Source organism: uncultured Tenacibaculum sp., from assembly GCF_947499065.1.
GTDB lineage: Bacteria > Bacteroidota > Bacteroidia > Flavobacteriales > Flavobacteriaceae > Polaribacter.
The window spans coordinates 180,631-193,535 of record NZ_CANMMT010000005.1 but is presented as its reverse complement, the minus strand read 5'-3'; the positions used below and the strand labels follow the sequence as shown (position 1 = coordinate 193,535).

The following is a 12,905-nucleotide window of genomic DNA, read 5'->3' as shown; positions in this document are numbered from 1 at the left end:
GTTCTTTTCAGAACTCCTTTTTTATTTTTTGTTGCTTTCTAAAATCTCTTTGGCAAATTTATTACATAACAACAAAGTTTCTTTCACATCATCCATTGTTGTTTTAGGATTTATTAAACACATTCGTAATACAACTTGTTTATTCAAAATAGTAGTTACCAAAAGAGCTTCTTTAGACTCCATTACTCTTCTAGATATTTCTTGATTCAATGCGTCAATTTCTGGCTCTGAAAAGTTTAAACCTATTGGATTATATCTAAAATTAATTACCGCTAATGTTGCTGGTGAAATAATTTCCCAGTTACGGCTCTTACGTAAAAGTTTTTCTACATCATCAGCTAACTGAATATTATAAGTTACTGCTTCTTTAAATTTATCTAGTCCATACGTTTTTATCGACATATAAAACTTTAAAGCTCTGAATCTACGTGTTAATTGAACTCCGTAATCATAAAAGTTTATTTCAGATTCATTTCCTTCAATATCTCTTAAATATTCAGGTTTCTCACTAAAAGTATTACTCAACCAAGAAGCATCTTTTACCAACAAACATCCAATTTCATATGGTTGATAAAACCATTTATGAGGATCAACTGTCAAAGAATCTGCACGTTCTATTCCACGTAAAGCTTTTGCTCCTTTTTCAGATAAAATAGCTGCCCCTCCATAAGCTCCATCAATATGAAACCATAAATTTTCTTCTTCACAAATATCAGCTATCTCATCAAGAGGATCAACAGTTCCTGTATTAGTAGTTCCTGCTGAAGCAATAAAGCAAAAAGGTTGTAAACCTTCTAACCTATCTTTAGCTATTGCATTTTTAAGTTTGTTAATACTAATTCTAAACTCAATATCGGTTGGTAAAATTCGTATTTGTTCTTTTTTAAACCCTAAAACTCGAATAGCTTTTATATTAGATGAATGTGCTTGGTCAGATAAATAAATTACCGCCTTCGAAAAATCGTCTCCACATTTAATTCTACGAGCAGTAACCAAAGCAGTTAAATTTGCCATAGAACCACCACTTGTAAAAATCCCTCCTCCTTTTTTTACAGGGAAATTAAACATTTTCAACAACCAATTCATGGTTACTATTTCAAGTTCAGCAGCAGCAGGAGAAACAATCCATCCTCCAGAAAACACATTAAATCCAGTTGCTAAACTATCGGCCATAGTACTAATAAAGTTACTTGGACCTGGAACAAAAGAGTATGATTTTGGGTGCGAAATTACATTACTGTAAGTCATCACATTATTCATCACAAAATCTAAAACTTCATTGGCATTTGTTCCTTTATCAGGTGCTTCTTGTAAAAACAGATTATCCATTTCTTCACGAGTAGCAGAAGTAACAGGTTTTTTATCATTTAAGGTATCCCAATGCTCAGCAATTAGGTCTACTATTTTATATCCATAAGATTTCATTTCTTCTAGAGATAAATCAAAATGGGCGCTCATAAGGTTCTTTTTATATTGTTTTTGCAAAATTAACCATTAAAAAAACGACACTGTTGCTTTTTACTTAATAATTTTATTCATTCATTAAGAAATATGGCACGTTCTTTTCATTATTTTTGTCCTCTAAATTTTGTATTTTGAAAAAACTATTTCTTTTAACCTTTATACTGTTTTCAATAGAAAGTTATTCTCAAGCTAAAATAATTAAGATTCTTTCTACTGATCAAACAATTGCCGATGATGAAAAATACCCTGGTGCTAAGGTATTAATTGGGAATGTTAAGATGAAACATGAAGGAGCTACATTAGAATCTAAATTTGCATTATTTTATCAAAAAGAAAACATCTTTAAAGCTGTTGGAGATGTGGTTGTTGAGCAAGGAGATAGTATTATTCAATACAGCGATTTTGCTTTATATAATGGAAACACTAAAATGGCAAAATCATGGGGACATGTCGAAATTAATGATAAAGAAATGAAACTAAGTACGGATACTCTTTATTTCGACAGAAAAGAACAAATCTTATTCTATCCAAGCGGAGGAACTATTCGTGATAAAAAAAATACGTTAAAGAGTACTAGAGGAACTTATTTCTTACAAGACAAAAAATTTACTGCAAAAACAAAAGTAACAGTCGTAAATCCTGATAATAATTTAGAATCTGATCATTTAGATTATTACACCAATACAAATTTAGCCTACTTATACGGACCTAGTACTGTTACCAATTTAAAAGACAGTACTAAAATTTATTCTGAAAGAGGATTTTACGACACAAATACTGATATTTCTTATTTTGTAAAAAATGCTAAACTCTTTTTAAAAGAACGAACTGTATTAGCCGATAGTTTGTATTATGACAAGCGCAAAGGCTTTGCTTCTGCAACAAATCGAATAAAAGTTATAGATACGGTTCAAAACATGGTAGCCAAAGGGAATTACGCTGAACTATATGAGAAAAAGGATTCTCTTTTTATTATAGACAATCCTGTAGCAATTACAGTTGTAGATAAAGATTCTATGTATGTAGCTGGTGACAAAATACTACTGACTGGTAAACCTGAAAAAAGAATTGCTCGTATTTTCAATAATGTAAAAATATTTAAATCTGATTTACAAGGTAAATGTGATTCGATTCATACAAGTCAAACAACTGGTTTAACCCGAATGTTTGTAAATCCTATTTTATGGTCTGGAAAAAACCAAATTACAGGAGACAGCATTCAAATATTAATGAATAAAAAAACCGAAAAACTTGATTCTTTAAAAGTATTAAAGAATGCTTTCATGGTTCAAAAAGATTCATTATCAAAAGATGATTTTAACCAAATTAAAGGTCGAAATATATATGGAAAATTTAAGGACAATGATTTAAGATTAATGCTTGTTAAAGGAAATGCTGAATCCTTGTATCATAACAGAAATGAAGATACTCAAAAGCTAGAAACTATTACGAAAGAAATTGCTAGTGATATAGAATTTACCTTAAAAGACAATGAAATAGAGCAAACTAAATATTTCAAAAAATCTGAAGGAAAAACCTTCCCTCCTTCTGAATTTCCTTCTGAAGAAAAAAAGTTTAAAGGATTTATTTGGCGTGCAGATGAACAACCAAAAACTGTTGAAGATATTTGGGTAAAAGGTAAAAAAGCCACAATACTTAAACGTAGCAATAATTTAAACGTAAAAAAAGCTAGAGAAAAATTTATAAAAGAAAGTAGTAAAAAGAAGAAAAGTAAAAAAATTGATATCAAAAATATCTAATTACAAAACATATAATGAGAAATGATTTTTTAAAATATCAGGGACAAACTACACCTCACCCATTAGCTATTGAAATTTCTAAAGCAGAAGGAAGTTACATTTACGATAGCGATGGTAAAAAAATGTTAGACTTTGTTGCTGGTGTTTCTGCGAATAGCTTAGGACACAGTCATCCTAAAGTTACTCAAGCAATTAAAAATCAATTAGATTCTTACACTCACGTAATGGTATATGGCGAGTTTATACAAAAACCTCAGCTAGATTTATGTAAAGCTTTAGCAAATACATTACCTGAAATTCTTTCCTCTATTTATCTTGTTAACTCTGGAACCGAAGCTACTGAAGGAGCTTTAAAACTAGCCAAAAGATTTACTGGAAGAAGCGAAATTATTTCAGCAAAAAACGCGTATCACGGAAATACACAAGGAGCTATGAGTGTTTGTGGTGCCGAACAACAAAATAGAGCTTTTCGCCCTCTAATCCCTGGAGTTAAATTTATAGAATTCAACAATGAATTAGATTTAAATAAAATTACGAAACACACTGCTGGGGTTATTTTAGAAACCATTCAAGGTGGTGCCGGTTTTATTGAGCCTAAAAACGATTATTTAACTAAAGTTAAGCAACGCTGTGAAGAGGTTGGAGCTTTATTAATCTTAGATGAAATCCAAACTGGGATTGGACGTACTGGAAAATTTTGGGGATTTGAAAATTACAATGTTACGCCCGATATAATTATTACGGGTAAAGGTCTTGGTGGTGGAATGCCAATAGGCGCTTTTATTTCTTCATATGATATTATGAATTGTTTAAAAGAAAACCCTAAACTAGGACATATTACTACTTTTGGTGGACACCCTGTTATTGCAAGCGCTGGATTAGCTACTGTTGAAGAAATAACTTCTACTAAACTTATCGAAGAAACCTTAAGGAAAGAAGAATTAATTCGAAATAAGTTTAAAGATCATCCAGCTGTCAAAGAAATTAGAGGAAGAGGATTAATGTTAGCTTTATTAGTTAACTCTCCTGAAAATGCATCAAAAGTTATTTTAAATTGTTTAGAAAAAGGAGTTATTCTTTTTTGGTTACTTTTTGAAGGTTCTGCAATAAGAATCACCCCTCCATTAACTATATCTGAAGAAGAAATTAATGAAGGATGTGATATTATTTTAAATGAATTGAATAATCTCTAAACTAAAAATTCAAACAAATTAGGTTTATCATTTAAATATTCCCCATAAAAATTACGCGATTTCATTCGTTTAATTAATGGAGCTAAATCTGATTTTTTTTCTAATTCAATTCCAACAACAGCAGGACCATTTTCTCTACTTGTTTTTTTAGAATATTCGAAATAGGTTATATCGTCATTTTTACCTAAAACGTCAATTACAAATTCTTTTAAAGCACCAGCTCGTTGAGGAAACTGTATAATAAAATAATGTTTCAATTTGTTATACAACAAAGCGCGCTCTTTAATCTCCGCTGTCCTTGTAATATCGTTATTACTACCACTAATTACACATACTATATTTTTACCTTTAATTTCTTCAGCATAAAAATCTAACGCAGAAATAGTCAAAGCTCCCGCAGGTTCTACTACAATAGCCTCTTTGTTATATAAATCTAAAATAGTTTGACATACTTTTCCTTCAGGAACTGTAATCATATCGTGTAAATTCTCTTTACAAATATCTAAAGTTAAATTCCCTACTTGTTGTACAGCAGCACCATCTATAAACTTATCTATTTTATCTAATCGTACATTTTTATTTTCTACAATAGATGTTTTCATTGAAGGAGCTCCTTCTGGTTCTACTCCTATTATTTTGGTTGTTGGTGATAATTGTTTAAAAACACTCGACAATCCAGAAGCCAATCCACCTCCTCCAACAGGAACAAACACATAATCTATAGGAGTTTCAAACTGTTTAATAATTTCTAAACCAACTGTAGCTTGTCCTTCAATAATTTTTTCATCATCAAATGGATGCACAAAAGTTTTCCCCAACGTATCGCATACATGTTTTGCAAGTTTATAAGCATCATCAAAAGTATCTCCAGTCAATTCAATATCAACATAATCACCACCAAACATTTTAACTTGTTCTACTTTTTGTTTAGGTGTTGGAGATGGCATTACAATAGTACCATGGATTTTCAACTTTTTACAAGCATAAGCAACTCCTTGTGCATGATTTCCAGCACTTGCACAAATAATTCCATTACGACGCTCTTCTTCCGATATTGAACTAATCTTATTATACGCTCCTCTTATTTTATACGATCGTACTTGCTGTAAATCTTCTCTTTTTAAATAAATAGAGGATTTATACTTTTCAGAATAAATAAAGTTTTTTAACAATGGAGTTACAGTAGCTACACCTTCTAATGTAGCTACTGCTTCTTCCACAGCTTTTATCGTTGGTCTGTATTTTGTTTCTACTTGCATACTTTTAATGAAAAACTACTGCCTCCTTTTTTTCTTCTTGACTGATTACTTTCATTGCTGTCATTGACGTTCTTAATGTTTTACCTACTTTTTCAATTGGATGACTTTGGATAGATTCATTAACTCTAATTAATTCTAAGTTATCTACTTCATTAGAATTTGTATATGGTTTTCCTATTACTGAAGTATCAACCTTACTCATGAAATCAACTAATAACGGTTTTGCTGCATGATCAAATAAATAACATCCATACTCAGCAGTATCTGAAATAATTCGATTCATTTCATATAATTTCTTTCTTGCAACAGTATTTGCTATTAACGGTAACTCATGTAATGATTCATAGTATGCCGATTCTTCTTTAATTCCTGAGGCAACCATGGTGTCAAAAGCCAACTCTACTCCTGCTTTTACAAAAGCAACCATTAAAGTACCATGATCAAAATATTCTTGCTCACTTACTGCAACCTCAGTTGCTTCTGTCTTTTCAAAAGCAGTTTCTCCTGTTGCTGCTCTCCATGATAATAGATTTACATCATCATTAGCCCAATCTTCCATCATTGTTTTTGAAAAATGTCCTGACATAATATCATCCATATGCTTATCAAACAATGGCTTTAATATTTCTTTCAACTCTTCTGAAAGTTCAAATGCTTTCATTTTTGCAGGATTAGACAAACGATTCATCATATTGGTAATTCCTCCGTGCTTTAAAGCTTCGGTAATAGTTTCCCAACCATATTGAATTAGTTTTGCTGCATAAGTTGGTTCAACTCCTTCTTCCAACATTCTATCGAAAGATAAAATCGAAGCGGTCTGTAACACTCCACATAAAATAGTTTGTTCTCCCATTAAATCCGATTTCACTTCAGCCACAAAAGAAGACTCTAAAACTCCTGCTTTATCTCCTCCTGTTGCTACTGCATAAGCTTTTGCCTGTGCCCATCCTTTATTTTCAGGGTCATTCTCTGGATGTACAGCTATTAATGTTGGGACTCCAAAACCTCTTTTGTACTCCTCTCTTACTTCTGTCCCTGGACATTTTGGTGCCACCATAATTACTGTTAAATCTTCACGAATTTTCATCCCTTCTTCAACAATATTAAATCCATGAGAATATGATAATGTTGCTCCTTTTTTCATTAAAGGCATTACCGTTTTTACAACTCTTGTGTGTTGCTTATCTGGTGTTAGATTCAATACTAAATCAGCATTAGGAATTAACTCTTCAAACGTACCTACATTAAAATTGTTTTCAGTGGCATTTTTATATGAAGCTCTCTTTTCTTCAATAGCTGCTGGTCGTAATGCATAAGAAACATCTAAACCTGAATCTCTCATATTTAACCCTTGGTTTAAACCTTGAGCCCCACAACCTATAATGACTACTTTTTTATTTTCTAATGCTTTAACTCCTTCTGAAAACTCAGATGCTTCCATAAATCTACATTTTGCAAGTTGCTCTAATTTTCCTGCTAATGATAATGTATTGAAATAATTTGTTGCCATAACTTATAGTTTTTAGCCTTGCGCTTTTTATGTTATTTTTTGTAACAGATAAAAGTTTTCGTTTAAAATATCTGTTGCGTTTATTTTGTTGTTTAATTCTTTAGAATATATAAAGTAATCTTTATGCTCTTTTATTAGTATACCTTGGTTTCTTTTTATTCAATACTTAAATGAAACACTCCCTATATATTCTCCTTAATTTAGAATCTTATCGTATAATGTATTTTAATATCTTTTCTCAATTCCTGATTCTAATAATTTAGAAATTCTCATTTCATCTTTTGTTATTGCAATACGTCCTGATCGAACAAACTGCATAATTCCATGCTTGTCTAATGCATGATATAACTCTTCTATTTCTTCTTTTGTTCCTGACTTTTCAAGTACAAAAAAATCTTTGTTTATATTAATTACTCTCGATTTACTATTATTAATAATTGTTTGAATATGATCGTTTTCTATTAAAGATTCTGAGCTTAACTTAAACAAGCAAGACTCTTGATAAACTGTATCCGTAACTGTATGGTAATAAGCCTTGATAACCTCTACTTGCTTTTCTATTTGACCAATAATTTTCTTTATTTGCTCTTCGGTTACTTTGACTAATAATGTAAATCTTGAAACACTTTTTATCTCCGATTTAGAAATATTCATGCTTTCAATATTGATATGCCTTCTTAAAAAGATTCCTGAAATCCTATTCAATAATCCCACGTTATTTTCTGTATATACAGAAACTGTAAATGTTTGCTTATTTTCCATAATTATTCTAATCTTATATCTGAAACTGAGGCTCCTGTTGGTATCATTGGAAATACATTATCTTCTTTTTCTACACATACTTCTAAAAAATATGCTTCTTTAGATTCCATCATTTCTTGAACTGACTTAGCTAAGTCTTCTCTTTTAGTTACTCTATTTGCTTTTATACTATACCCTTCAGCAATAGCAACAAAATCTGGATTTGTCATTTCTGTTGATGCATATCGCTTGTCAAAAAACAATTGTTGCCATTGACGTACCATTCCTAAATATTCATTATTAAGAACCACTATTTTAACGGCTGCTTTGGTTTGTAAAATGGTACCTAATTCTTGAATTGTCATTTGGTAACCTCCATCGCCAGCAATCATAACAACTTCTCTATTCGGAACTCCCATTTTTGCTCCAATAGCTGCTGGCAATGCAAATCCCATTGTTCCCAAACCTCCAGAAGTAATATTACTTTTAGTTTTATTGAATTTTGCATAACGACATGCAAACATCTGGTGTTGCCCAACATCTGAAACAATAACAGCATCTCCTCCCGAAGCATTGTTGATTTCTTTTAAAACCTCTCCCATGGTCAATCCTTCTTTAGTTGGGAATAAGTCGTCTTTTTTCACTTTATCAAATTCAACAGCTTCTAGCTTATTAAATTCTTCCAACCATTCTGTATGTGAGTTTTGATTTACAAATGGTAATATCTCTGCTAAACTTTCTTTTACATCTCCTAAAACCGCAACATCAACTTGAACATTCTTGTTAATTTCAGCTGGGTCTATTTCAAAATGAATAACCTTTGCCTGCTTAGCATAAGTATCTAAACTTCCTGTAACTCTATCGTCAAATCGCATACCTACAGCAATTAATAAATCGCATTCATTGGTTAATTTATTAGGTGCATAATTCCCATGCATTCCAACCATACCAACATTTAATTCGTGTTCTGTTGGCAATGCCGATAAACCTAAAATGGTCCATGCCGATGGAATCCCAGTTTTTTCAATAAAAGTTTTAAATTCTTGTTCAGCTTCTCCTAGAATAACTCCTTGACCGAAAACTATCATAGGTTTTTTAGCTGCATTAATCAACGTAGCAGCTTCCTTAACTTCTTCTAAACTTACTTCGGGCTGTGCTTTATAACTTCGAACATTGGTACATTTTTCATACTCAAAATCGAATGTATCAAATTGAGCATTCTTAGTAATATCAATCAATACAGGACCTGGACGCCCTGATTTAGCGATATAAAATGCTTTTGCAAATATTTCTGGTATCTCTGATGCCTTTGTTATCTGATAATTCCATTTAGTAACTGGTGTAGAAATACCCACAATGTCTGTTTCTTGAAAAGCATCCGAACCTAATAAATGCTCTGCCACCTGTCCTGTAATACATACCATTGGAGTGGAGTCTATTTGAGCATCGGCAATCCCAGTTATCAAGTTAGTTGCCCCTGGGCCTGAAGTAGCCATAGCTACTCCAACTTTCCCTGTAGCTCTAGCATACCCCTGTGCAGCATGTGTAGCTCCTTGCTCATGACGTGTAAGTACATGATGTATTTTATCTTGATACTTAAACAACTCATCATATACAGGCATAATTGCCCCACCCGGATATCCATAAATCAAATCTGCTCCTTCTTCTAATAAACATCTTACCACAGCTTCTGCTCCTGAAATATGCAACTGCTGTTTTGTTTGTGTTAATGATTGTTTTTTTGTTTTTGTGGTCATAACTTCAGGTATTAAAATTCATCGGTTACACATCCTTTAGATGCTGATGAAACTGTTTTAGCGTATTTATATAAAACACCTCTGTTTACTTTTAATTCAGGTGCTTTCCATTGTTGTTTTCTTTCTTCTAATTCTGCTTCTGAAACTTCAAGAGTAATTGAGTTATTCTCTGCATTAATCGAAATGGTATCTCCATCTTTTACCAATGCAATTACTCCTCCGTCTTGTGCTTCTGGAGTAATGTGTCCAACAACAAAACCATGTGTTCCTCCAGAGAAACGTCCATCGGTAATTAAAGCAACATCTTTTCCTAACCCTGCTCCCATTATAGCTGCAGTTGGTTTTAACATTTCTGGCATACCTGGTCCGCCTTTAGGACCTTCATATCGAATAACAACAACATCGCCTTTGGTAACTTTTCCATCTCGAATTCCATCATTTGCAGCATACTCACCTTCAAATACTTTTGCTTTTCCTGTAAAAAACAATCCTTCTTTTCCTGTTATTTTTGCTACTGAACCATCTTTTGCTAGGTTCCCATATAACATTCTAAGATGCCCTGTTTCTTTTATAGGCGCATCTAAAGGTTTGATTACATCTTGATTTTCTGTTAAATCTGGTACACTTTCCAAATTTTCGGCTAATGTTTTCCCTGTTACGGTTAAGCAATCACCATGCAATAATCCTTTCTTTAATAAATACTTAAGCACCGCTGGAATTCCTCCTACCCGATGCACATCTTCCATCAAGTATTTTCCACTTGGTTTTAAATCTGCAAGGAATGGAGTTTCATCTGAAATACGTTGAAAATCTTTCAGCGTAAACTCAACATTTGCGGCTTTTGCTATTGCTAAAAAGTGTAATACAGCATTGGTTGAACCTCCCATAACTGTTACCAAACGAATCGCATTTTCCATTGATTTTTTAGTAACAATATCTGATGGTTTAATATCTTTTTCTAATAAAACACGTAAAGCCTCTCCTGCCTTTACACATTCATCTTCTTTGTTTTTACTAATGGCTGGATTTGACGAATTGTATGGTAAACTCATTCCTAAAGCTTCAATTGCAGAAGCCATAGTATTTGCAGTATACATTCCTCCACAAGCACCAGCTCCTGGACATGCTTTCTCTATAACATTTTGATATTCTTCGTTGTTTATCTTCCCTGCTACTTTCTCTCCCCAAGCCTCAAATGCAGAAACTACATCTAACTTTTTTCCTTCATGACATCCAGAGGCTATAGTTCCTCCATATACCAAAACCGACGGTCTGTTTAATCGTAACATTGCCATTAAAGCACCCGGCATATTCTTATCGCAACCTACTACTGTTACTAAGCCATCATAGGACATAGCTTGTACTACTGTCTCCATAGAATCGGCAATTACATCTCTCGATGGTAGCGAAAAACGCATTCCTGGTGTCCCCATAGAAATCCCATCTGAGACTCCAATTGTATTAAAAATTAGTCCAACTAAATCCGCATTTTGAGTTCCCTCTTTTACCAACTTTGCTAAATCATTTAAATGCATATTACACGGATTCCCTTCATAACCAGTACTTGCAATTCCAATTAGTGGCTTTTGTAAATCTGATTTTGACAAACCAATAGCGTGCAACATTGCTTGTGCTGCTGGTTGTGTATCGTCTTGTGTAACTTGCTTACTGAATTTATTCAATTCCATTCTAACTCGCTTTTCTTTTTTGACGTAAGCCTAGTACTTCGTCTTTATATAATTTCATTAATTGATATCCGTATGATTTTTCCCATGCAAGAGGAAACTCATAAGTATCTAGAGATTGTAATCCTACTACTTCAGCAGCGGTTCCTGTAAAAAAACATGCATCTGCATTTTTCAATTCTTCTAGTGTAAAGTGCTTTTCTTCAATAGAAATACCTTCTTCTTTACACAATTCTATAACCGTAGACCTTGTAATTCCCGCCATAATATGTCCACGTGGTGGCGTATATAACTTTCCATCCTTTTCCATAAAAATATTAGCTCCTGAACACTCAGCTACATTTCCATTCATGTCTAATAACAAAGCTTCATCATAACCATTTTGCTTAGCTTCATTGGTTGAAAGAATAGAATTGATATAATGTCCAGTAACCTTTGCCTCTACAAAACATGCTTTTGGATTCGGTCTTTGAAACGAAGATGTTTTAACACGCAATAACTTATCTCCCATATATTTTCCCCACTCCCAGCACTGAATAATTAAATTCGTTTCATTAGAAGTTACCAAACTCATATCGGCTCCAGTAGTGATTAATGGACGTATATATGCATCTTTCAGCCCGTTTCTTTCTAACAATTCATATGTTATTTTAGTAAGCTCTTCTTCTGTATAGTTGAACTGAATATTCATTACTTCAGCTCCATATTTTAAACGTTTATAATGGGCTTCCGATTTAAAAATTCTTGTACCGTTCGGAGTGTTATAAGCTCTTATTCCTTCAAAAACTCCGTTTCCATAATGTAAGCTTTGGCTATATGGATTCTCTGTAGCCTCCGATGCTTTGATAAATTTTCCGTTATAAAAAATGATACTATCCTCTTTGTAATACATTGTTTTTAGTTGTTTTGCTGTTCGAAATTATTTTATTGTCTTTTTAGTTAATTCTTATTTTTTTGTGATTTAATGATATCTACTTGACGGATTTAAAACTCATTTGATTGATTTTTAATTAATTACATGTTTAAAACTCTAATATTCAGCACAAAAAAAAGCCTGCATCTAAATTGACACAGGCTTTCTTATATAGCAATAATTATCTGTATCAACTCGGCGGTGAGCTAATAATGACAATAATTAATACTACTATAATATTTAAGTTTCTACTCATATTTTTGTTAACTAGAAAAGGCTTCCTAAATTAGGAAGCCTTTTCTTATACTACATTATAATTTAAACGCGTCCCATTTATCCTTGTGAAATAATCACAACGACAATAATAGAGATGATATTTAAAAAATGTTTATTCATTCGTTCTATGTTACAAATATCTATAATATTTTTTTAATTATCCAAATTTATTTCAAAAAAAATAAAAATTATTTTATATGTTTGTGGCATGAATTATTTAAAAAATAAAATACGTAGTACTGTTCCCAGTACATTTGTTCGCTTTCGCCGCCGCCGCTAAAAGCTAACAAACCATACCCTATATACGTAATTTTTATTTTTTATTTCTTGTACAATTTCAACTACAT

9 protein-coding genes are annotated in these 12,905 nt (G+C 32.4%); 2 read left to right on the top strand and 7 right to left on the bottom strand.

Annotated elements, in window-relative coordinates; genetic code table 11:
* Nucleotides 1-21: 21 nt before the first annotated feature.
* Nucleotides 22-1,458: an aspartate aminotransferase family protein gene (locus Q0958_RS12325; RefSeq protein ID WP_299123512.1), complete on the bottom strand. Its 1,437-nt coding sequence runs from the start codon at nucleotides 1,456-1,458 to the stop codon at nucleotides 22-24.
* 137 nt (nucleotides 1,459-1,595) lie between these two features.
* Here Q0958_RS12325 and Q0958_RS12320 point away from each other — a divergent pair, with 137 nt between their 5' ends.
* Nucleotides 1,596-3,224 carry an OstA-like protein gene (locus Q0958_RS12320; protein ID WP_299123510.1) on the top strand — a complete coding sequence of 543 codons (1,629 nt, stop codon included), beginning with the start codon at nucleotides 1,596-1,598 and terminating at the stop codon, nucleotides 3,222-3,224.
* A gap of 14 nt (nucleotides 3,225-3,238) precedes the next feature.
* Nucleotides 3,239-4,417, top strand: a complete 1,179-nt coding sequence (locus tag Q0958_RS12315; RefSeq protein ID WP_299123508.1) for an aspartate aminotransferase family protein — start codon at nucleotides 3,239-3,241, stop codon at nucleotides 4,415-4,417.
* On the opposite strand, the gene ilvA is transcribed toward Q0958_RS12315, so the two are convergent.
* The 6 genes from ilvA to Q0958_RS12285 form a co-directional block, all read right to left on the bottom strand.
* On the bottom strand, nucleotides 4,414-5,676 hold the full coding sequence (ilvA, locus tag Q0958_RS12310; protein ID WP_299123506.1) for a threonine ammonia-lyase IlvA: 1,263 nt from the start codon (nucleotides 5,674-5,676) through the stop codon (nucleotides 4,414-4,416). The two genes, Q0958_RS12315 and ilvA, sit on opposite strands and share 4 nt — an antisense overlap.
* A gap of 4 nt (nucleotides 5,677-5,680) precedes the next feature.
* Nucleotides 5,681-7,186, bottom strand: a complete 1,506-nt coding sequence (gene ilvC / locus Q0958_RS12305) for a ketol-acid reductoisomerase (protein ID WP_299123504.1) — start codon at nucleotides 7,184-7,186, stop codon at nucleotides 5,681-5,683.
* Nucleotides 7,187-7,411: 225 nt separating this feature from the next.
* Nucleotides 7,412-7,948, bottom strand: a complete 537-nt coding sequence (gene ilvN / locus Q0958_RS12300; RefSeq protein WP_175578670.1) for an acetolactate synthase small subunit — start codon at nucleotides 7,946-7,948, stop codon at nucleotides 7,412-7,414.
* Between the two features lie 2 nt (nucleotides 7,949-7,950).
* Nucleotides 7,951-9,684, bottom strand: coding sequence for a biosynthetic-type acetolactate synthase large subunit (gene ilvB, locus Q0958_RS12295; RefSeq protein ID WP_299123500.1), 1,734 nt, complete (start codon nucleotides 9,682-9,684; stop codon nucleotides 7,951-7,953).
* An 11-nt stretch (nucleotides 9,685-9,695) separates the two neighbouring features.
* Nucleotides 9,696-11,372, bottom strand: coding sequence for a dihydroxy-acid dehydratase (ilvD, locus tag Q0958_RS12290; RefSeq protein WP_299123495.1), 1,677 nt, complete (start codon nucleotides 11,370-11,372; stop codon nucleotides 9,696-9,698).
* A 1-nt stretch (nucleotide 11,373) separates the two neighbouring features.
* A complete protein-coding gene (locus tag Q0958_RS12285; RefSeq protein ID WP_299123492.1) occupies nucleotides 11,374-12,261 on the bottom strand; it encodes a branched-chain amino acid transaminase in 888 nt (295 codons plus the stop codon).
* Between the last annotated feature and the right edge of the window lie 644 nt (nucleotides 12,262-12,905).

Bases quoted from the DNA above. Each gene is read 5' to 3' on its own strand.
- Q0958_RS12325 (WP_299123512.1), bottom strand. From the start codon at position 1,458: ATGAGCGCCCATTTTGATTTATCTCTAGAAGAAATGAAATCTTATGGA.
- Q0958_RS12315 (WP_299123508.1), top strand. From the start codon at position 3,239: ATGAGAAATGATTTTTTAAAATATCAGGGACAAACTACACCTCACCCA.
- ilvA (WP_299123506.1), bottom strand. From the start codon at position 5,676: ATGCAAGTAGAAACAAAATACAGACCAACGATAAAAGCTGTGGAAGAA.
- ilvC (WP_299123504.1), bottom strand. From the start codon at position 7,186: ATGGCAACAAATTATTTCAATACATTATCATTAGCAGGAAAATTAGAG.
- ilvN (WP_175578670.1), bottom strand. From the start codon at position 7,948: ATGGAAAATAAGCAAACATTTACAGTTTCTGTATATACAGAAAATAAC.
- ilvB (WP_299123500.1), bottom strand. From the start codon at position 9,684: ATGACCACAAAAACAAAAAAACAATCATTAACACAAACAAAACAGCAG.
- ilvD (WP_299123495.1), bottom strand. From the start codon at position 11,372: ATGGAATTGAATAAATTCAGTAAGCAAGTTACACAAGACGATACACAA.
- Q0958_RS12285 (WP_299123492.1), bottom strand. From the start codon at position 12,261: ATGTATTACAAAGAGGATAGTATCATTTTTTATAACGGAAAATTTATC.